This is a genomic window from Stutzerimonas sp. CXK-1 (assembly GCF_057738225.1).
Genome location: NZ_CM173217.1, coordinates 841809 through 862499, shown reverse-complemented (window position 1 = coordinate 862499; position 20691 = coordinate 841809). Strand labels below are relative to the sequence as shown.

Below are 20691 nucleotides of genomic sequence, written 5' to 3'. Positions count from 1 at the left end.
ACTGCGCCGCCGCGCCCAGGTGCAAGCGCACGTTCCAGCAGGATTTTTTCGTTGAAACTGACCGACCTCGCCCGCCTCGCCAACGTTTCGGTAACCACCGCCAGCTATGTGCTCAACGGCAAGGCGCAGCAGCGGCGAATCAGCCCGGCCACCGTCGAGCGTGTGCTGGCGGTGGCCGAGCAGCAGGGCTTCCAGCTCGACCAGCAGGCCGCCGGGCTGCGCCGCGGCCAGTCGCGCACGCTCGGCTTCATCGTCCCGGACCTGGAAAACCCCAGCTACGCACGTCTGGCCAAGCTGCTCGAGCAGCGTGCCCGCCAGCGCGGCTACCAGTTGCTGATCGCCAGCTCCGACGATGAGCCGGCTACCGAGCGCCAGGTGGTGCAACTGCTGCGCTCGCGGCGCTGCGATGCGCTGATCGTCGCCAGCTGCCTGGCAGCGGACGATGCCGGCTACCGCAAGCTCCAGGCGACCGGAACCCCGGTGATCGCGCTGGACCGTGCGCTGGATGCCGAGCACTTCTGCTCGGTGGTCAGCGATGACCGCGAGGCCGGCGCGCAACTGACCCGCTCGCTGGACGTGCCGCCCGAGGCGCATGTCGCCCTGATCAGCGCGCGCCCGGCGCTGCGCATCAGCCAGCAGCGCGAGGAAGGTTTCCAGCAAGCACTGGCGCAGCACCGCGGGCCGGTCAGCATCCTGCGGGCCGAGCAGTTCAGCCGCGCCTGCGGCCGCGAACAGATGCTCGCCCTGCTCGACCGCGGCGCGCTGCCCGATGCGCTGGTCACCACGGCCTATGTGCTGCTCGAGGGTGTCTTCGATGCGCTGCGTGAGCGCGATCTGCTCTGGCCCGAACAGCTGCGGCTGGGCACCTTCGGCGATGCGCAGCTCCTGGATTTCCTGCCGATCCGGGTCAACGCGATCTCCCAGCAGCACGCGCAGATCGCCGAACAGGCGCTGGAGCAGGCGATTCGCGCGATCGAAGAGCACGACTATCGGCCCGGCGTGATCGCCATCGCCCGCGAACTGAAGATTCGCCGGCTCTGACGCGCGCCACCAAGCCCCGAATCGGCACCTTGCCTGCGCAGACCTCGCAGGCAAGGCCGGGCCTGGCGTAATTCGCGAGCAAGCTCGCCCCTACAGGTTCTGCCACTATAGGCAGACCGTTAACCCGGCGGCCTGATAGCCCAGCCCCCTAGAACGAACCCACCCTTGCAATGAACATCGAACAGATCATCCAGCGCCTGCATGCGATCCGCGATCGCAACGACTGGCGGCGCTTTCACAGCCCCAAGAACCTTGCCATGGCCGCCAGCGTGGAAATGGCCGAGCTGGTGGAAATCTTCCAGTGGCGCAGCGAGGACGAATCGCGTCAGCTGCCGGCCGAGGCCCTCGCCCATGCCGGCCAGGAGGTCGGCGACATCCTCATGTACCTGCTGCTGATGTGCAGCGAACTGGGCATCGACATGGAGCAGGCGCTGCTGGACAAGCTGGCCGACAACGAACGGCGGTTTGCCCGATGAGCGACCGCCACTTCGATGCGCTGGCGGCACGCTTCGCCGAAAAGATCTACGGCGGCGCCAAGGGTGCGATCCGCCTGGCGGTGCTGCAGGCCGACCTGGCCGAAATCCTGCCGCCACGGCCGCTGCGCGTACTCGACGTGGGCGCCGGCCTTGGTCATATGAGCCTCTGGCTGGCGCAGCAGGGCCACGAGGTCACGCTCGCCGAACCCGCCGCCCCGATGCTCGACGGCGCCCGCGAGCGCTTCGCCGCCGCCGGGCTCGAGGCGCGCTTCATCCAGGCCAGTTGGCAGCAGCTGGCGAGCGCCGGGGAGCAGACCTATGATCTGGTGATCTGCCACGCGGTGCTCGAGTGGCTGGCCAAACCGGCAGCGATCCTGCCGGTGCTGCATGGCCTGCTGGACGCCGATGGCTGGCTGTCACTGGCGTTCTACAACCGCGATGCGCTGATCTACCGCAACCTGCTGAAGGGGCATTTCAAGAAGCTGCGTACGCAGTCGTTCGCCGGTGAGCGGCAGAGCCTGACGCCGCAGCAGCCGCTGGACCCGCGCGAGCTGGCGGCACAACTGGCCGAGTATTTCGCGGTCGAACGGACTAGCGGCGTGCGCGTCTTCCATGACTACATGCCGAGCGATTTCCAGGCGCGTACCGAGCTTGGCGAGCTGCTGGAGATGGAACTGGCCTATCGACGCCATCCCACCTTCCAGGGCCTGGGCCGCTACCTGCACTGGCTGTGCCGGCCCCGCTGAGGGCGAGGAGGAAACCATGGCGCCAGCCGCGAGAACCCTGCGCAGCGGCGCGCGCGCGTTGAGCGTGTTGCTCGGCTTGTTGGGCCTGGCCGCGTGTGCCGCGCGCAATCCATACACCGCCGACTCCACGCCGCTGCCGCCTGCACCAGCAGCCTCCAGCGAGCGGGCGCTCGACCCCTCCGCCTACCCCGCAGCACCGCTGGACTTTTCCGCCTACCGCAGCTGGCGCTGGCAGGCCCTGCCGGCCGGCTCCGGCGTCATCGGCCCGGAACAAGTGCAGGAGATGGTCGCAGGCGCTCTCGACCAGCACGGCCTGCGACCGGCCCCTGCGCAGCAGAAGGCCGATGTCGAGGTGAGCGTGGGGGTACGCAACGAGCGGCGCATCCGTCAGGTCTACGACGACTATGGCGGCTATTACGGGCGCGGCCCCTACGATCGTGCCTATGGCGCCTGGGGCAGCGTTCCGCTGGTGCGCAGCTACGAAGAAGAGGTGCTGGTGGTGCAGATCGAACTGTTCGACCCGGCGCTCGGGCGTCGGGTCTGGAGCAACCGGGCCGAGGCACGCGTGAGCGATGACCGCGGCGAGCGGGCCGACGCCTTGCGCCGGGCCATCGCCCAGGCCCTGGAAGATTACCCGCCGCGCTGATGCCCAGGCCGGCGCTCACCCCTCAAGGCCGTTGGCCGCTATCGTCGGAGATCGCTCATGCTGCGCCACCTCGTTCTGATACCGCTGCTGCTGGCCCTGGCCGCGTGCCAGACCGCCCAGCTGCAGCGCGACTTCGACCCCAGCCGGGATTTCGCCGGCTATCGCAACTGGAGCTGGAAGGAACCGGCCGTGCAGTACCGCCCGGACGATCCGCGCCTGAAGAGCGACCTGACCGAGCAGCGCATCCGTAACGCCATCGCCGAGCAGCTCGACCAGCGCGGCCTGCGGCCGGCACGCGACGCGGCAGGTGCCGGGCTGCTGGTGCAGGCCTGGTACATCGTCGACCAGCGTACCCAGACCTATACCACCCTGTCCGGCGGGGCCTGGGCCGGTTACTGGCCAGGCTACTGGGGGCCGACCTACGCCGACAGCCGCACCGTGGACTATCAGGTCGCCACGCTGCAGATCGACCTGTTCGACGCCCGCGACGGCAAACTTGTCTGGCGTGCCAGCAGCGAGGACATCCTGCGCCGGGCCAGCAGCCCCGAGGAGCGCGCCGGCATGATCCGCCAGGCCGTGGCACGGGTGCTCTCGCAGTATCCGCCGCGCCCCTGAGCCGATCGGCGCGCTGCCCTGCCGGCTGCCGGTAGCCTTGGCTGGCAGCGGCGAGGATAATCCGCGCCCCATCGATCGTTCCCTGGAGGCGCCCATGCCCACCGTCGCCTGGTGGCTGCTCACCCTACCCTTCATTGCCGGGGCATTTCTGCCGCTGCAGGCCGGTATCAATGGCCAGATGGCCCGCCAGCTCGGCAGCGCCCTGAGCGCCGCACTGGTGTCGTTCGCCGTCGGCACCCTGGCGCTGCTCTGCATCGTCCTGGCGCAGCGAGCGCTGCCCAATACCGAGGCCTTCCGCAACCTTAGCTGGTGGCACCTGAGCGGCGGCCTGCTGGGCGCTTTCTTCATCGCTACCGCCGCCTTCGCCGCACCCCGGACCGGCGCCCTGCTGTTCATGGTGCTGGTGCTGGCCGGGCAACTGGCCATGGCGCTGATGCTCGATCACTTCGGCTGGGCGGGTTTTCGCCAGGCGCCGGTCAGCCTGGGCAAGCTGGCCGGCCTGGCGCTGATCGTCGGCGGAGTCTGGCTGATTCAGCGCGGCTGAAAGCGGCGCCGTCAGCGGCGCTCGAAGGCATAGAACAGGTTCGGTTCGCTGACGAGATAGAGGTCGCCACGCGCGTCCAGAGTCAGGCCTTCGCCCTGCGGAACGCTATCCTCGAGACCGGCAAAGCCAGACCACAGCGAGCGGAAGCTGACCATCTCGCCGTTGCCGTCGAGTTCCAGCAGCATGCGCGCCTCGTCGCTGAGCAAGACCAGATGGCCGGTGCGCTCGTCGAAGTGCACCGAAGCCAGGTCGCTTGCCATGTCCTTGTCCTCGATCCAGGCCTGGCGATCGATGATCTCCAGGCGCATGTCGCCAGCGAGCGCAGCCCGCAGGCCGCGAATCTCGTACAGCTTGCGCGGCGAGTGTTCCTTGACCACGAACAGGCGGTCGCCGGCACGGTCGTAACCGACGCCCTCGAAGCCGCTGTTCTCGTCCGCGTGCAGGGCAAGGGTCAGCGAAGGATAATCGGCGCGCCGCAAGGGGCCTGCCTGCTGCGGTACGGGCATCACCACCAGCGCCTGACGGCGTTCTTCAGCCACCAGCAGCAGGTCGTCGCCCAGATAGGTCACCGCCTCGACATCCTCGAAGCCCTGCAGCGGGTAGCGCGCGATGAAGCCACCCTCGCGGTCGATCGCCAGCAGTTCGGAGGGCGAATTCACCACCGCCCAGAGATGCCCCCGGCGCTCATCCCAGGTCAGCCCTGAGAGGTTGCCTTTCACCGTGGCGACCGGCTGGGCGTCGATGCGCACCCGGTACTCGGGCAGCCACAGGCTGCGATGCTCCCAGCTCGACTCGTTGAGCGCCGTGCGGAGCGAATACAGCAGTCGCTCGTCAAGGTGCACCTGGCCGGCGGCATACAGGAGACACAGCAGGAGGCCGCCCAGCCAGAATTTTCGGCCCGCATGTTCGCGCAAGCGTGCAATCGCCTTCATCGTTCGTTCTCCGGTTCGGTCTTGCAGCCTGCCTGCCGGCAGTTGCATTTGGATGACGCAGGCAAGACGTCCCGAAAGCGACACGCATGGCCAAGCCGAGTACGGACCCCGCCAGGCAAGGCGGGTTCCCCCGACGTGACGGAACTCGCCTGCACCGCCGTAGCCAAAGTGACGAATGGCGCTGCGCTGCAGCGTCGCGATCGTCCAGGGAGAGCAAGATGCGGGTAGAAGGCGTTTTCGAATGGCTGGGGCAGGCGATCGGTACTCTGATTCGCTACGTGGTCGAGGCGCTCAGCGGCTTCTTCGCATTTTTCGCCAACGCCGGCCACGAGTTCCTCGAGGGGCTGTCCCGCACCCTGGGCATGGACCGCTCGCTGCTCAGCCTGGCGGCACTGGTGCTGGGCCTGATGCTCCTGGCGGCGGCCGTCAGTGCCTTTGTGCGCCGCTCGTTCATCTCCGGTTTGATCTGGCTGTTTCTCGGCCTTTGGCTGCTGAGCTGGCTGATCCACTGAGACGGGGCCGGCAGAGCTGAATCGCGGCGCCGGCGGCCGTATAGTAGCCGGCTGACTGGAGACCGCGATGAACCGCATGCTCGCTGCCTGGCGCCACGCCCCCACTCATCACCGGGTGTGGGCGCTGGCCGCCCCGATGATTCTGTCGAACCTCTCCGTGCCGCTGGTGGCGCTGGTCGACAGCGCGGTGATCGGCCATCTGCCGCATGCCCACCAGCTGGGTGCGGTGGCGGTCGGCAGCAGCCTGTACACGCTGATGGTCTGGGTAATGGGCTTCCTGCGCATGGGCACCACCGGCTTCGCGGCCCAGGCCAGCGGCCGCGGTGACGGCGGCGCGCTGCGCCAGGTGCTTCTGCAAGGGTTGCTGCTGGCTCTGCTTTGCGGGCTGGCGCTGGCCCTCGCGGCCATCCCGCTCAAGTCCTGGGCACTGCAGCTGATGCAGCCATCCACGGCGCTCGACGATCTGACCCGCGAATATTTCCATACCCGCTTGCTGGGCCTGCCGGCAGCACTGGCCAGCTACGCCCTGATCGGCTGGCTGCTCGGCGCGCAGAACGCCCGGGCGCCGCTGGCAATCCTGCTGACAACCAACCTGACAAACGTCGTGCTCGATCTCTGGTTCGTGCTCGGCCTGGAATGGGGCGTGGCCGGCGCCGCGCGCGCCTCGGTGATCGCCGAATGGAGCGGCGCCCTGCTGGGCCTGCTGCTGGCACGGCGGGTGCTGGCACGGCATCCGGGCCGTATCGATCGTGCGGCGCTACGATGCTGGTCGAGCTGGCGACCGCTACTGGCGGTCAACCGCGATATCTTCCTGCGCTCGCTGGCGCTGCAGCTGGTGTTCTTTCTGGTCACGGTGCAAGGCACCCGGCTGGGCGATGCCACGGTTGCCGCCAACGCCCTGCTGCTCAATGGTCTGCTGCTGACGGCGCACGCCCTGGACGGGTTGGCACATGCGGTCGAGGCACTCAGCGGTCACGCGATCGGCGCGCGCGCGCCACTGCAGCTGCGCCGGATCATGGTGGTGGCATGCGGCTGGTCGGTGCTGGCAAGCCTCGCCTTCGGGCTGTTCTTTCTCTTCGCCGGCGGCTGGTTCATCCGTTTGCAGACCGACATCGCCGAGGTACGCCAGCTCGCACTGCAGTTCCTGCCCTACCTCGCCGCCCTGCCCCTGATCGCAGTGTGGAGCTATCTGCTCGACGGGCTGTTCATCGGCGCCACCCGTGCCCGCGAAATGCGCGACAGCATGCTGCTGGCCGTGGCCGTGGCGCTGCCGCTGGGCTGGTGGCTGCAGGGCCTGGGCAACCATGGGCTCTGGCTGGCGTTTCTCGCTTTCATGTTGCTGCGCGGGATCTTTCTCGGCACGGTAGCGTTCCGTCTGCAACAATCGGGCGCCTGGTTCCCAGGCACATGCCCATCGTCACCCGGAAAAACCGTTACAGGACACTGAAATGGCCTACGCCATCGCAGCCTATCTGCACTTTCTCAGCCTCTTTCTGTTGTTCGGCCTGCTGCTGCTGGAACACCAGTTGTTCCGCCAGCCGATCACGCTGGAGCGCGCGCGCAGCCTGTTTCGCACCGACATCCTGTTCGGCATCGCCGCCGGGCTGGTGCTGCTGACCGGCGCCGCGCGGGCGATCTTTTATGGCAAGGGCCTGGCCTATTACCTGAACAACAGCCTGTTCCACGCCAAGATCGGCCTGTTCGTCGGCGTCGCACTGCTGTCGATCTATCCGACCGTCACCTTTCTGCGCTGGCGGCCGGCCTTGCAGGCCGGGCACGCCCCGCAGGTCAGCCCGGCGACAGGCCGCTGGGTACGCCTGGTGATTCGCCTCGAGCTGCTGGCGTTGCTGTTCATCCCGCTGCTGGCGGTATTGATGACACGCGGCTTCGGTGTGCTGGCCGAATGATCGCGGCCAGCACACCCGGCCCTGGCCGCTCAGGGGGTCAGGTACGACGAGCGGGTCAACCCCAGCCGTAACGCGTCGATGTACTGGGTCCGCTCCTTGGCGCTGAGCCGGGCACTGGCCACCTTGTCGCGGTAGTAGGTCATCAGCTCTTCCGGCGAGAGATGGACGTAGCGCAGCATGTCCTCGATGGTGTCGTGGGTCTCGATCCCGGCGTGGTAGTAGCTGCCATCCTCGCGCTGGTAGACGTTCACCGAATCGGTGTCGCCAAACAGGTTGTGCATGTCGCCGAGGATTTCCTGATAGGCGCCGACGAGGAACACGCCAAGGAAGTACTCCTCGCCAGGCCGCACTTCGTGGACCGGCATACTGCTCTCGATACTCTGCTCGTCGACGTACTGCTTGATCTTGCCGTCCGAATCGCAGGTGAGGTCCTGCAGCACGGCGCGCCGCACCGGCTCTTCGTCCAGACGCTGCAGCGGCACGATCGGCAGGATCTGGTCGATCGCCCAGGTGTCGGGCAGGCTCTGAAACACCGAGAAGTTGCAGATGTATTTGTCGGCCAGTTTGTCGTTGAGCTCGTCCAGCACCGCACGGTGCGAGCGCTGGCGCGCCTTGAGCTGGTTGTACAAGCGACGGCAGATGGCGAAGTAGCTCTGCTCGGCAAGCGCCTTCTGTGCCAGCGTCAGCCGCCCGGAGGCGTACTGCGCGCCGGCCTCGCTCAGGTAGTGCGTGGCCCGCCAGTAGGTTTCGGTGACCATTTCCGGGTCGGTCGGGCCGAGCAGATCGACCAGCGACTGCACGATATCCGGCAGTTCGTCGTAGTTGCCGACCTCCGGCACCTCGTCGTTGTGGCGCTCGATGTCGGTGACCTGCATTACCAGCACGGCGTGGTGCGCGGTCATCGCCCGGCCGCTCTCGGAGAAGATGTTCGGATGCGGCAACCCCTGGCGGTCGCAGAATTCCTTGAGCATGCCAACCACGGTGCCAGCGTACTCGTCGATGTCGTAGTTGATCGAGCTGGCGTTGCGCGAATGGGTGCCGTCGTAGTCCACGCCAAGGCCGCCGCCGACATCGATGTACTCGACCGGCAAGCCCAGCGCGCGCAGCTCGGCGTAGTAGCGGATCGCCTCGCGGAAGCCCTGCCGGTAGTCGGCGAGATTGGCGATCTGCGAGCCCATATGGAAGTGCAGCAGGCGAATGCCCTGATCCACGCCCGCCGCTCGGAAACGCTCGATCACCGACAGCAGCTGGGCCGCAGAGAGGCCGAACTTGGAGCGCTCGCCGCCGGTATCGGCCCACTTCGACGATGCCAGCGAGGACAGGCGTACACGCAGGCCGACCTGCGGCATGAGCTTCAGCTCGGCGGCTTCCTCGATCACCAGGTCCACCTCGGACTCTTTCTCGATGACGATGAACACGCTGTGCCCGAGCTTCTGCCCCATCAGCGCCAGGCGGATGAACTCGCGATCCTTGTAGCCGTTGCAGACGATGGTGCCGCCCTTCGGCGCCAGTGCCAGTACTGCCATCAGCTCGGGTTTGGAACCGGCTTCCAGGCCAATCGAAACATTCTGCGTGGCAATGATGTTTTCGATCACCGCTTCCTGCTGGTTGACCTTGATCGGATACAGCGCGGTGTAGCGACCGGCGTATTCGAGGCGCTCGATGTTTGCATCGAACGCACCGGTCAGCCGCCGCACGCGGTTCTGCAGGATGTCCGGGAAGCGCACCAGCAGCGGCAGCGACAGGCCGGCCTCACGCAGCTGTTCGATCAGCCGGCAGAATTCGATCGGCTCGCCCTTGGGCCCCTGCGGCCGTACCTCGACCCGGCCCTGGTCGTTGATCGCGAAGTAGCCGGCGCCCCAGTGACGTATGCCATAGACGCTGCGGCTGTCTGCAGCGGTCCATTGGCTTCCGTCGTCTTTGCGCGTACGTCTTACAGGCATCTGGGCCTCCCTAGGAAAAATCGGCAGCGTCGGCGGGCGACGCGAGTTCAACGATTTGGACAGCCGCGACAGGCGAATCCGCGAAAGCCGTGGTGACGGCGAAGCCTATCAGCCGCCCGACTTCTTCGCCTTGAAGCCACGTTTGCCGAGCTCGTCGAGCAGCAATTGGACGTGATCGCCCTGAATCTCGATGACGCCGTCCTTGAGTGCCCCTCCGGTGCCGCAGCGACGCTTGAGCGCGCTCGCCAGCTCCTTGAGTTCGGCCTCGGCCAGCGGCACACCGCTCACCGTCGTGACCGTCTTGCCCCCACGCCCCTTGGTTTCGCGGCGCACACGGGCGATGCCATCGCCCTCGGGCAGCTGCGCCTGCTTGCAGATGCAGGCATCGATCGGCTGGCCGCAGGCCGGGCAGTGGCGCCCGGCATCGGTCGAATAGACCAGCCCGCCCAGGCCGGCCAGCGAGGTGGTTTTTTTCGCCACGCAATTGACCTCACAGAAAGACAGCGGCCCGCCAGTGCGGGCCGTGATGCGCAAATTTACCAGCTAAGCAGCCTGTCTCGCAGCGTCGCGCGCCGCTTGCGCGCTCAAGCCAGCCGCGCAGCGGGAGCATAGGGCGCCGGGTCGATGATCGGTTCCCGCCCCTGCATCAGGTCCACCAGCAGCCGGCAGGAAGCCGGTGCGAGCACCAGCCCGTTGCGGAAATGCCCACAGTTGAGCCACAGACCGGCATGACCGGGCGCCGCACCGATATAGGGAACGCCATCGGGCGAACCCGGCCGCAGCCCGGCCCAGTGCCGGACGACCTCTGCCTGGGCCAGTGCCGGCAACAGCTCCTCGGCGGTCCGCTTCAGGCTGTCGAGTGCATCGGTCGTGGGCTGCTTGTCGAAGCCGACGTCCTCGAGCGTGCTGCCGACCAGGATATGACCGTCCTTGCGCGGGATCGCATAGCGTCGCTTGGCCAGGACCATGCTCGGCAGGAAGTCCTCCGAACATTTATAGAGGATCATCTGCCCCTTCATCGGCTTGACCGGCAACTGCAGTCCCAGCGTGGCCAGCAGTTCCGCGCTCCACGCGCCGGCAGCGACCAGAACCTCTTCGGCCCGCTGCTCGCCCTGGCTCGTGTGCACTCCCACTACCCGGCTGCCATCCAGCACGAACCCGGTGGCCCGGCAGTTCTCGACGATCCGCACGTTGGGCAGTGCGGCCAGCGCAGCGCGCAGCGACTGCAGCAGCCGCGGATTACGCACATTGGCGACGTCCGGCATGTATACCGCGCGCGCAAACCCCGGCCCGAGCGACGGAACCGCGCGGTGCACCTCGTCGATCGCTACGGCACGCAGATCGCGGCGCTGCTCGCGCGCCCAGGCAAGCGCCTGTTCCTCATCGTCAAGGTCAAGCCAGTACAGCCCCGTCCGGTAGACCTGCGGGTCAACCCCAGTCTGCGCCAGCAACTGCTCGCCCAGCTGCGGATAGAAATCCTGCGACCAGTGCGCCAACGCCGTGACCGCCTCGCTGTAGCGCCAGGGATACAGCGGCGACACGATGCCGCCACCCGCCCAGGATGCTTCGCGCCCGGTATCGCCCTGATCGAGCAGGGTGACCTGACAACCTGCTTCGGCCAGCTGAAGCGCACTCAGCAAACCAATTACTCCGCCTCCGACGACTACGACACCCTGCTTCACATTCCCCTCCGCCTCTATTCACATTTCGCCGGCCTAGCGCTTGACATGCAGCCAGACTCATTTAAAAGAACTCCGCCTCTTGACTCTCCGGATCGCCGCGCTGAAGACGTGCGCTGCCAGAGCGGCGGAACATCATACGTGCAAAGGAACTGCACCATGCCGAACCGAAATCAAGGCTTCTCTCTGATCGAATTGATGGTCACCCTTTCCTTACTGGCCATTTTCGTATCGATCGCCATACCAGCCCTTGGCGGACTGGCTGACCGAAATCGCCAGCAGGCGTTGCGACAAGCCCTGTGGACAGCAATCCAGACCGCGCGCGCCGCAGCGGTGCTCAATCGCGAAACGATCGAAATCTGCGGTTCTGATGATGGGACCACCTGCAATGCCGACTGGACGAGCGGATGGCTCATTCGCTCCGTAAGCGCCGGGCGGACGCTCAGCATCATGCAGCCACCCGAGGCCGCGGGGCTGCGCTGGAAAGGCCTGGGCGGCAGCATACGCTTTCGCAGCACCGGTGCGGCGCCATTGAGCAATGGCACCTTTTTCCAATGCTATGAGAGCGAGACAGCCTGGCAGCTTAAGCTAAGCCGCCAGGGCCGCCTGCGTCTGACTAGCGCCAGCGAAAACGATCAAGACGCTTCGCTGTGCAGCAGCTGACCCCACCGAGCGACATCGCAAATGCTTGGCCCCGATCACGCCTGCGATGCCGGTCACACTCGATAATGCAGGCTTACCGGCTGTCCGCAGAAACCCGCCGGTTATCTTCAAGGCCAGGACAATCCAGAGCCGCCGGCGACATCATCCCCTGAGGTTTCTTATGGAGCACCACCATGTCACGCCGTAGCGACATGCATGGATTCACCTTGATCGAGCTGATGATCACCTTGGCATTGCTGACGATCGCCGTATCGATCGCCGTTCCCAACTTCACGTTTCTGGTTCAGAAAACTCGCTTGCAAGGCAAGGCGGACGACCTTGTCCGTCTGCTGCAGTACGCACGCGGCGAAGCCGTCACCCGGCGCACCACGGCCACCATTACCGTCGACGACGACGGCCCCTGGATTCTGCGCGTCGGCAGCGACGAGCGGCAGCTGGAACATATTCCAAGTCAGGCCCAGCTTCTGGCAGACGTCACGCAGATCACTTTCCGCCCCAATGGAACAGCCAGCCCCGCAGTCATCACGCTGTGCCGGGAAAGCGACCCTGAAACGGGCTTTGTCGTCGAGGTTCAACCCAGCGGAGCGCCGCGGCTGCACCCTCGCGGGGAAGACACCGACGGCAGCGTTCTAACCAGCTGTACGCCATGAGGACGGACATGAAAAGCAACGGTTTCAGCCTGATCGAAGTGATGGTCACCCTGGTGCTCACCACCATCGGGATTCTCGGCATGGTCGCGATGCAGGGCCGTAGCATTCAGTACACCCAGGATGCCGTGCAGCGAAATGCCGCTGTCATGCTGACCAGCGATCTGCTCGAAATCATTCGTGCCAATCCGACGGAGATCTTTCAGAAGGCTCCCCCTTCCGATCCCTTCTACAGCGGTTTCAAGAACACCTCGATCTTCTACAAGGCAGCTGGTAGCGATTTCGCCACGGCACCAGCGGATTGCCCGAGCAACCCCAAGACGGCGCAGGAAATGCGTGATTGCTGGGTCGCTAGCGCCCAGGCAAGCCTACCGGGCGCTGCCGACCTGTTCGAAGACGCCTTCTATGTCTGTCGCAGTTCGACACCAGGGAACTGCGACGACAAGGGCTCGATGCTGGAAATCCAACTGGCTTGGACCGTCAAGGCAGGCACCTGCCCGGACGACCGGGCACCGAACGACACCACCTGTATCTACCGAGCCCGAGCAGAACTATGAAACCGACCGGCATGCCCGCTCAACGCGGCCTATCGATGATCGAACTTCTGGTAGCGCTGGCGATAAGCAGTTTCCTGTTGCTAGGCATCTCCCAGATCTATCTGGATAACAAGCGGACCCACCTGTTCCAGCAGAGCCAGACAGCGAACCAGGAGAACAGCCGCTTCGCAGCACTGATGTTCAATGAATATCTAAGCCGGGCCGGCTATCGCCGGGCACCCGACCAGCTGATCGAAGATGCCTTTCCGCAGACATCGTCGAGCGCCGATTGCGAGGCATTCACCAAGGGCAGCGCAGTGACGGCCACCCCGGACGGCAGAGGAATCTGTTTGCGATACCAGCCCTTGGTCAGCGGAGAACTGGATTGTCAGGGTGCCAGCACCGTCGCCTTCGACGATTCCAAGGCGTTCAAGCCTGCTCCGGCAAGCAGCTTGGTCACCCTGGTGCTGCGCTACTCCCCGGGTACCGAACTGGACGAGGGGGCACTGCAGTGCAAGAGCCTCAGCGCCACCAGCCCGGCCTATGTCGAACTGTTAAACGGCGTCGCCGATTTTCGCCTTGAGTTCGGCGTTGGCAGCCAGGACCTGCTCGAGAAGAAACTCGCCGAAGGCAATGGTCGCTTCGTGACGGCAGCCGACTGGACGACCAATAGCGGCCCGATCAGAGCCGTACGCTACGCCATGCTGCTCGCCAGCCGAGAGAGCCAGCGCGACGGCGAATCGCAGATATACAGCGATTGGTACGACAGCGCCGACACCGCGACTCAAGCGCGACTAGCGGCAGGCGATGACGACCGCATCTATCAGATTGCGCGCGGAACCCAGACGATCAGGAACCTTATGCCATGACGCTCAAACAGCCATCCCAGGAGCGTGGCGCTGCGCTCCTAGTTGCCCTGATCATGCTGCTCATTCTGACCGTTCTGGCGGTATCCAGCATGCGTGGCGTAGTACTGGAGAGTCGTATCACCGGTAACCGCGCCGAAAGCCTGCGCCTACAGGCTGCCGCCGATGCCGCCTTGCGCGAGGGCGAGTTCCGCTTTTACGGCCCGGCCTATCTGCGCGACAAGCTGGAGCCTAGCGACAGCAACTGCCAAAAGAGCAACACGCTTCAGACCAACGGAGCAAACCGCCCTTGCCTTCTAGCGATTGCTGACGAAGCCGATCGACGGAGCTTCATGCTCGACCCCCTCGCATTCCTCGCGAGCAGCTCGGCCGAGAACAAGACAGGGCACGACACCGCGGCGGCTGGCGACACCGACGTGGTCACCTGGATGCCTTATCGCGGGCGCGAGGCTGGCAACAACAACGCCACCTCCGCCGACTTCGGTGCGTACTGGAATACGATGCTCATCAGCGTTGGCGAGGACGACGCAACAGCCCTGAACGCCGAGTACGGCGCCGTGATGGAAGGACGCGGGACCTATTTCTACCAGATCAATGGCCAGGCCGATGACCGCTTGGGGCTGCAATCCACAAGCGCCAATGTCTATGTCGGCCTGAACAACTAAGGGAACGGATATGCCCACAAGCCTAACTGCAAAATCACTGCTCTGTGCAGGACTGGGTATTGCCATTCTTGGCGCCTCGCTCAACCTCCAGGCCGCCATTTCGCAACAACCCCTGTCGCTCACCGAGGGCGTCGCCCCGAACCTGCTGGTCACTCTGGACGACTCGGGCAGTATGGCCTGGGAATACGCACCCGACGGTCGCTCCAATTGGGGGATCGCACTGCAATCGAATGCGACGAACTCGATGTATTACAACCCGAACCATAGCTACCGGCTGCCGAAACGGATCTCGCTGGACAGCTCGGGAGAGGTGGTGGTCCAGGAGTACAGCGCCCCTACGGACTATGCCGCGGTACCCGTGGATGGCTTCAATCCCAACGGCAGCAAGGCAGTGCTGTACGGTACTACGCAGAGTTGCAACTGGTGGGGTTGTACCACCAATACAGTCGACGAGTTTTTTTATTACCGCTACAACGTAAGCGGTTCCACTTGCCCATCGAACCCGACCAGCAAGCCCGCTAACAGTTGCTTTACCAAGGTTTCCGTCACCGGGGACGAACGCAAGAATTTCGCCATCTGGTATTCGTTCTATCGCACGCGGAACCTCGCGACACGGACGGCGGCCAATCTGGCCTTCTATACCCTGCCGGAAAATGTCCGATTGACCTGGGGCGCACTCAATACCTGCGATATCGGCGAAGGCAGCACGTCCGGCAACTGTAACAACAACACCATCCAGCGCTTCGCAGGCCAGCATCGGGTGAATTTCTTCAACTGGCTGAGCAGCCTGCCACGCTCAGGCGGAACGCCACTACACAAAGCTCTAAAACGAGCCGGCGGCTTTTTGCAGAGCAATGCCAAGGCATATCGAGATGACGACGGCAGCGAGTACAGCTGCCGGGCCAGTTATCACATTCTCATGACCGACGGCATGTGGAATGGCCAACCCAGCGGGTCGACCAACAACGACGGAGTACTCGACTACCCGTACAAGGATGAACAGGCCAATACACTCGCCGACTGGGCCTACTACTACTGGGCCACAGATCTGCGATCAGGCCTGGCGAATCGCATTACTCCCTACATGCCTTTCGACACTGACGACAACGACCCCCGCAACAATCCCGCCACCTGGCAACACATGGTCAATTTCACCGTGGGCCTGGGCCTGACCAACGCGCTGCAGCTCAACACCGCGCCCACCTGGAGCGGCTCGACGTTCGCCAACCATACCGAGCTGATGAACATGGGCAGCAACGGCAAGCGCTGGCCAACCGTAGGCAACGATGACCCCGACAACGTCTATGACCTCTGGCACGCGGCGATCAACTCCCGTGGCGAGTTCTTTAGTGCGGATTCACCGGACAGCCTGGTCGCAGCCTTCGCCGACATCCTGAGCCGTATTTCGGAGCGCACCACCTCGGCAGCCAGTCCGGCAATCAACTCAGGCATGCAGGACGACGGCACCGGCGGCCTCGTCAGCTACGCTTACCAGACGTCGTATTCAAGCGAAGACGGCTGGGCCGGAGACATCAAGGGCTACCTGAAAAGCAAGACGTACAATACGACCACCAGCAGCTACGAGCTGTCGGTAGAAGAGGAATGGAGCGCCAAAGCCAGGCTGGCCGCCCGGACCTCTGCACGAAACATCTACATCGCCAGCTCTACCGACGGGTCGCTAAGCGACCCGGACGGCCTGAGCGACTTCTCATGGACGAACGCAGGGGACTTGAACCAGGCCGGAACGCTGGCCTATTACCTGCGCCAAAACCCGGACGATGGCGACACTCTCGAAGACGTCGCCACTACGAAGGCCCAGCTGCGCCTGAGCTTCCTTCGCGGCCAACGGGGCGATGAGGGCTCCCTGTTCCGGACACGCACCACCGTCCTGGGCGACATGATTGCCTCCAAGCCAGCCGCCGTGAGAGGCGCCCGCTATCTGACGAGCTTTGCCGAGCGCCTACACCCAGACAGCGGCTACGCCGACTTCGTGACGGCACAGCAGACGCGAGCACCGCGGGTCTACGTAGGGGCCAACGACGGAATGCTGCACGGCTTCGATGCCACTAACGGCGAAGAAACCTTCGCCTTCGTTCCGTCCGCCGTATTTCCCAAGCTGCACAAGCTGACCGGCAAGAGCTATGAAGGCGCCCATCACCAGTTTTACGTCGACGGTTCACCCGTGGTGGCCGATGTCTACATGAGCGGCGAATGGCGCACGGTATTGGTCGGTACGCTTCGGGCCGGGGGCAAGGGCCTATTCGCACTGGATGTGACCGACCCGAGCAATATCAAACTCCTCTGGGAGTTCGACGACGGCGATATCCCGCAAGAGAAATCCGTTCGGCTGGGTTACAGCTTCCCTCGGCCCACGATTGCCCGTCTGCATAACGGCAAGTGGGCCGTGGTGACCGGCAATGGTTATGAAAGCACCAGCAAGGACAACGGCAAGGCTGCGCTGCTGATCATCGACATGGAAACGGGCGCACTGACCAAGAGCCTCGAGGTGGTCGGCACCGATGGTGTGAGCAATGGCTTATCGACACCGAAGCTGGCCGATTTCAACGCCGACGGGATCGCCGACTTTGCCTACGCAGGGGATCTGCAAGGCAACCTCTGGCGCTTCAACCTGACCCCCAGTGGGATGGAGGCTCCCTATCTCCGCCAGGAAGTCGAGAGCACCGATGCGGAAATTGGCTTTGTGGTCTCGTACGGCGGTGACCCGCTGTTCCGCGCCAGGACGGGTGCGGGCGTTCGCCAACCCATTACCGCCGCCCCCTCGATCATTCGCCACCCTACATTGCACGGCTACCTGATCGTCGTCGGCACAGGAAAGTACTTCGAGGAAGGAGACAAGGACGGTTCGACGGTCGACCAGAGCATCTATGGCATCTGGGACACCGATACACTAGCGCCGACGGCCACACTGCAGCCTGCCAATCTGACCCGGACGTCATTGCAGGCACAAAGCATGGACGCGACGCTCGAAGACGAAATCAACGGCCGCGGTGCGCGCCTTTTGAGAAGCGAAAGCGTCGAATGGGCCGTACCGCCAACCCCAACAAATCCAGAATGGGATGACGACGGCCGCAAATATGGCTGGTACTTCGACCTGCCGCTGGACAGCGAGATGATGATCGAGGACATGGTCACACTTGGCCGCACGTTGTTCTTCCAGACATTGGTCCCCAATGCCGACCCGTGTTCCTCTGGCGTCGAGACCTGGACGTACGCGATCGACCCACAGACCGGCGGACGCACGCAGCACCACGCGTTTGTTGACCACCGTAGCGCAAACAACGCCGATACCGTCATTTCAGCAATACGCCAGGATGGCGAGGGCGGCCTTACGCTCGGCCAGACGCCGGACAGCAAGTACGAGCTGTGCACGGGGCTCGAATGCAAGCAGGTTTATCCCGACCCTTCCAGCCTGGGACGCCAGAGCTGGCGACCGATTGCGGAGTGAGACCCATGACTCGTCGAAATTCGTATTACTCAGCGATAGTCGCGATAGGCTTTGCAAGTGGGCTGCATGCGGCGACCTTTGAGGCCGTAGGTACCATCAGCGACGTACAGCTTGGGCGCAACCTGATAGTCGTCGACCGACAAGCCTACTCGCTGCCCAACAAGACGCTACTCGGCGGCTCCCCGGCGATCCTGCAACTCAAGCCGGGATACCTGGTCGGCTTCAGTGGCACCAAAGCGTCACCCCATTCCATTATCGACTCGCTTTACCTGTATCCAGAGTCGGTACGTGTTGTCGAGCAGAGGGAACAGTCACAATGACTCGCTCCAAAGGCTTCACCCTGATTGAACTGATGATCGTCGTAGCCATCGTGGGCATCCTGGCAGCTATCGCTTACCCCAACTACATCGAATACATCCAGAGGAGCAACCGCAGCGAGGGCCAGGCGCTACTCAACGATGCCGCGGCAAGTCAGGAACGGTTCTTTGCGCAGAACAACACCTACGTCACGAACCAGGCGAATATTGCCCGACTTGGCCTTCGCAATACGAATGGCACGACGGTGACTTCGGACAACGGTAAATACCGGCTGACGGTTGGCTCCGTAGCCAACGATGGGGGTTATACCCTCACCGCAACGCAGCAGTTTGGCGACACGGCATGCGGAAACCTCACGCTCAATGCCGTCGGCATACGGGGTCGCACTGGCAGCAAGGCTGTCGAAAGCTGCTGGAAGTAGGTTTGCCGCGCTCCGGGAGGGCTGTATCGGATGCACCGGAACAGCCCTAGCCAATAAGCAGCCCTGCAATAGCACAGCAGGCTGACATGCCTGTGTGACTACTACCGTTACGTTAAAGCGCTTTCAAACGCAGTTCCTTCGGCATCGAAAACGTCACGTTTTCCGGCCGCCCATCCAATTCTGAGGTGGCGGTTGCCCCCCACTGCATCAGGCGCTCGATGACGCCGCGAACGAGCACCTCGGGGGCCGATGCACCGGCGGTAATGCCAACCTTTTCTGCTGTGGCAAACCAGCTGCGCTCCAGGTCCTCGGCTCCGTCTATCAAATGGGCCGGGGTGCCCATGCGCTCGGCCAATTCGCGCAAGCGGTTGGAATTGGAACTGTTGGGGCTGCCGACCACCAACAGCACGTCACATTCGGCAGCCAGTTGCTTGACCGCGTCCTGACGATTCTGGGTGGCGTAGCAGATATCGTCCTTGCGTGGCCCACCAATCGACGGGAAACGCTGACGCAACGCATCGATGACACGACTGGTGTCGTCCATCGAAAGCGTCGTCTGCGTGACGAAGGCCAGCGCCTCGGGATTGCGTACCTGCAGACGCTCCACATCCGCCTCGTCTTCGACGAGATAGATCGCACCGCCGTTACGCGCATCGTACTGACCCATGGTGCCCTCGACCTCCGGGTGGCCCTGGTGGCCGATCAGAATGCACTCACGTCCTTCGCGGCTGTACTTGGCTACTTCGAGGTGAACCTTGGTGACCAGTGGGCAAGTCGCGTCGAAAACCTTCAGACCGCGGCTCTCGGCTTCCAGGCGCACGGCCTGGGAAACCCCGTGAGCACTGAAAATCACGATCACGTCATCCGGCACCTGGTCGAGCTCTTCGACGAACACCGCGCCGCGGGCGCGCAGGTCCTCGACGACGAACTTGTTGTGTACCACCTCGTGGCGCACGTAGATCGGGGGGCCGAACACTTCCAGCGCACGGTTGACGATCTCGATCGCGCGATCGACGCCGGCGCAGAAGCCGCGGGGGTTGGCGAGTTTGATTTGCATGGTCGTCTCGGCACGCACTGGAAAGTTCGCCGGACACGCCGGCGGGCGGGTCAGGCTGGCCTGACGTCGAAGATCTCGACTTCGAACGACAGCGCCTTGCCCGCAAGGGGATGGTTGAAGTCGACAGTCACCTGGCGCTCGTCGAAGGCCTTGACCACGCCAGGCAGTTCGGTGTTCGCCGCATCATTGAAGATGACCAGCAAACCCTCGGAAAGCTCCATCTCCTCGAACTGGCTACGCGGCATGGTCTGCAGGTTCTGCGGATTGTGCTGACCGAAGCCCTGCTCCGGCTCGATACGGAACTGGCGCTTGTCGCCGGCCTTGAGCCCATAGAGCTGCTGTTCGAAGCCAGGCAGCAGGCTCCCATCACCCACCTTGAAGGTGGCTGGCTTCTTGTCGAACGTACTGTCGACCACTTCGCCATTTTCCAGGCTGAGGGCGAAATGCAGGGTGACTTGCGTGTCCGGCCCGATGCGCTGGTCAGTCATTTGCCGTTTCTCCGGTTTTATTGCCCTTGAACATGTCCAGCGCCAGCATCACGGCGCCGACGGTAATCGCGCTGTCGGCGATGTTGAATGCGGGGAAGTACCAGCGGTTCTGCCAGTGGACAAGAATGAAGTCCACCACATGCCCGAGCACCATGCGGTCGTAGAGATTGCCCAATGCACCGCCGAGCACCAGCGCCAGCGCAATGGCCAGCCAGGTCTCGCCAGGCTTCAGTCGCTTGAGCCAGACCACCAGCACCAGGCTCACGCCGATGGCGATGGCTGCGAACAGCCAGCGCTGCCAGCCGTCATGATCGGCGAGAAAGCTGAAGGCCGCGCCCGTGTTGTAGGCCAAGGTCCAGGCGAAATAACCGGGGATCACATCGGCTTTCTGATACAGGCTGAAGTTGGCCTCGAACCAGTGCTTGGTCGCCTGATCGAGCACGATCACCAGCACACTGAGCCACAGCCACGCGAGCTTGCCGAAGCGTGCGGTCATCGCCCGCCCTCCGTGACGCATGCTGTC

Annotated in this window: 24 protein-coding genes; 17 read left to right on the top strand and 7 right to left on the bottom strand. The window is 64.0% G+C overall.

From position 1 onward, the window contains the following. Positions 1-51: 51 nt before the first annotated feature. The 6 genes from cra (at position 52) to AC0KXH_RS04080 (ending at position 4068) form a co-directional block, all read left to right on the top strand. The gene (gene cra, locus AC0KXH_RS04105; RefSeq protein ID WP_224109476.1) at positions 52-1041 is read left to right on the top strand and encodes a catabolite repressor/activator; all 990 of its coding nucleotides are present in this window, start codon (positions 52-54) and stop codon (positions 1039-1041) included. A 170-nt stretch (positions 1042-1211) separates the two neighbouring features. Continuing rightward, entirely contained in the window at positions 1212-1517 is a 306-nt protein-coding gene (locus AC0KXH_RS04100) for a nucleotide pyrophosphohydrolase (RefSeq protein WP_041103871.1), read from the top strand. After that, entirely contained in the window at positions 1514-2263 is a 750-nt protein-coding gene (locus AC0KXH_RS04095; RefSeq protein WP_488224207.1) for a methyltransferase domain-containing protein, read from the top strand. Before AC0KXH_RS04100 ends, AC0KXH_RS04095 begins: the two co-directional genes overlap by 4 nt. Positions 2264-2279: 16 nt before the next feature. Continuing rightward, entirely contained in the window at positions 2280-2909 is a 630-nt protein-coding gene (locus tag AC0KXH_RS04090) for a DUF4136 domain-containing protein (RefSeq protein WP_052813384.1), read from the top strand. Positions 2910-2966: 57 nt separating this feature from the next. After that, complete coding sequence (locus tag AC0KXH_RS04085) at positions 2967-3524, top strand: DUF4136 domain-containing protein (RefSeq protein WP_041103868.1); 558 nt, start codon at positions 2967-2969, stop codon at positions 3522-3524. A 94-nt stretch (positions 3525-3618) separates the two neighbouring features. Further along, a complete protein-coding gene (locus tag AC0KXH_RS04080) occupies positions 3619-4068 on the top strand; it encodes a DMT family transporter (RefSeq protein WP_488224206.1) in 450 nt (149 codons plus the stop codon). Between the two features lie 11 nt (positions 4069-4079). Here the strand turns inward: AC0KXH_RS04080 and AC0KXH_RS04075 are convergent, their stop codons facing one another. Continuing rightward, positions 4080-5000, bottom strand: a complete 921-nt coding sequence (locus AC0KXH_RS04075) for an SdiA-regulated domain-containing protein (RefSeq protein WP_061336886.1) — start codon at positions 4998-5000, stop codon at positions 4080-4082. Positions 5001-5218: 218 nt separating this feature from the next. On the opposite strand from AC0KXH_RS04075, the gene AC0KXH_RS04070 reads away from it, so the two are divergent. From AC0KXH_RS04070 to AC0KXH_RS04060, 3 genes are all read left to right on the top strand, one after another. Further along, positions 5219-5512, top strand: coding sequence for a hypothetical protein (locus tag AC0KXH_RS04070; protein ID WP_041103862.1), 294 nt, complete (start codon positions 5219-5221; stop codon positions 5510-5512). Between the two features lie 67 nt (positions 5513-5579). Further along, positions 5580-6959 carry an MATE family efflux transporter gene (locus tag AC0KXH_RS04065; protein ID WP_043218690.1) on the top strand — a complete coding sequence of 460 codons (1380 nt, stop codon included), beginning with the start codon at positions 5580-5582 and terminating at the stop codon, positions 6957-6959. Position 6960: 1 nt separating this feature from the next. After that, positions 6961-7419 (top strand): DUF2214 family protein, encoded by a 459-nt coding sequence (locus AC0KXH_RS04060; RefSeq protein ID WP_041103859.1) that lies wholly within the window; start codon positions 6961-6963, stop codon positions 7417-7419. 29 nt (positions 7420-7448) lie between these two features. On the opposite strand, the gene speA is transcribed toward AC0KXH_RS04060, so the two are convergent. From speA to thiO, 3 genes are all read right to left on the bottom strand, one after another. After that, positions 7449-9362 (bottom strand): arginine decarboxylase, encoded by a 1914-nt coding sequence (gene speA, locus AC0KXH_RS04055; RefSeq protein ID WP_041103857.1) that lies wholly within the window; start codon positions 9360-9362, stop codon positions 7449-7451. A gap of 108 nt (positions 9363-9470) precedes the next feature. Next, the gene (locus AC0KXH_RS04050; RefSeq protein ID WP_041104563.1) at positions 9471-9842 is read right to left on the bottom strand and encodes a translation initiation factor Sui1; all 372 of its coding nucleotides are present in this window, start codon (positions 9840-9842) and stop codon (positions 9471-9473) included. 104 nt (positions 9843-9946) lie between these two features. Beyond that, a complete protein-coding gene (gene thiO / locus AC0KXH_RS04045) occupies positions 9947-11044 on the bottom strand; it encodes a glycine oxidase ThiO (RefSeq protein WP_488224205.1) in 1098 nt (365 codons plus the stop codon). A gap of 156 nt (positions 11045-11200) precedes the next feature. Here thiO and AC0KXH_RS04040 point away from each other — a divergent pair, with 156 nt between their 5' ends. The 8 genes from AC0KXH_RS04040 (at position 11201) to AC0KXH_RS04005 (ending at position 18623) form a co-directional block, all read left to right on the top strand. After that, positions 11201-11704 (top strand): GspH/FimT family pseudopilin, encoded by a 504-nt coding sequence (locus AC0KXH_RS04040; protein ID WP_041103853.1) that lies wholly within the window; start codon positions 11201-11203, stop codon positions 11702-11704. Positions 11705-11877: 173 nt separating this feature from the next. Beyond that, entirely contained in the window at positions 11878-12354 is a 477-nt protein-coding gene (locus AC0KXH_RS04035) for a GspH/FimT family pseudopilin (RefSeq protein WP_061340127.1), read from the top strand. Positions 12355-12362: 8 nt separating this feature from the next. After that, complete coding sequence (gene pilV / locus AC0KXH_RS04030; protein ID WP_041103849.1) at positions 12363-12908, top strand: type IV pilus modification protein PilV; 546 nt, start codon at positions 12363-12365, stop codon at positions 12906-12908. Beyond that, positions 12905-13756, top strand: a complete 852-nt coding sequence (locus AC0KXH_RS04025; protein WP_488224204.1) for a PilW family protein — start codon at positions 12905-12907, stop codon at positions 13754-13756. The genes pilV and AC0KXH_RS04025 overlap by 4 nt, the downstream gene beginning before the upstream one ends. Continuing rightward, on the top strand, positions 13753-14418 hold the full coding sequence (locus AC0KXH_RS04020; protein ID WP_213150202.1) for a pilus assembly PilX family protein: 666 nt from the start codon (positions 13753-13755) through the stop codon (positions 14416-14418). The genes AC0KXH_RS04025 and AC0KXH_RS04020 overlap by 4 nt, the downstream gene beginning before the upstream one ends. Positions 14419-14428: 10 nt before the next feature. Further along, complete coding sequence (locus AC0KXH_RS04015; protein ID WP_488224203.1) at positions 14429-17884, top strand: pilus assembly protein; 3456 nt, start codon at positions 14429-14431, stop codon at positions 17882-17884. Between the two features lie 5 nt (positions 17885-17889). Further along, on the top strand, positions 17890-18204 hold the full coding sequence (locus tag AC0KXH_RS04010) for a PilY2 family type 4a fimbrial biogenesis protein (protein ID WP_488224202.1): 315 nt from the start codon (positions 17890-17892) through the stop codon (positions 18202-18204). Continuing rightward, positions 18201-18623, top strand: a complete 423-nt coding sequence (locus tag AC0KXH_RS04005; protein WP_041103841.1) for a type IV pilin protein — start codon at positions 18201-18203, stop codon at positions 18621-18623. The genes AC0KXH_RS04010 and AC0KXH_RS04005 overlap by 4 nt, the downstream gene beginning before the upstream one ends. A 112-nt stretch (positions 18624-18735) precedes the next feature. Here AC0KXH_RS04005 and ispH read toward each other — a convergent pair whose 3' ends face one another. From ispH to lspA, 3 genes are read right to left on the bottom strand one after another with little or no spacing between them, the layout of a single operon-like run. Continuing rightward, entirely contained in the window at positions 18736-19680 is a 945-nt protein-coding gene (ispH, locus tag AC0KXH_RS04000) for a 4-hydroxy-3-methylbut-2-enyl diphosphate reductase (RefSeq protein WP_041103839.1), read from the bottom strand. Between the two features lie 50 nt (positions 19681-19730). After that, entirely contained in the window at positions 19731-20168 is a 438-nt protein-coding gene (gene fkpB, locus AC0KXH_RS03995) for an FKBP-type peptidyl-prolyl cis-trans isomerase (protein ID WP_043218677.1), read from the bottom strand. After that, positions 20161-20664: a signal peptidase II gene (gene lspA, locus AC0KXH_RS03990; RefSeq protein ID WP_041103835.1), complete on the bottom strand. Its 504-nt coding sequence runs from the start codon at positions 20662-20664 to the stop codon at positions 20161-20163. The genes fkpB and lspA overlap by 8 nt, the downstream gene beginning before the upstream one ends. Between the last annotated feature and the right edge of the window lie 27 nt (positions 20665-20691).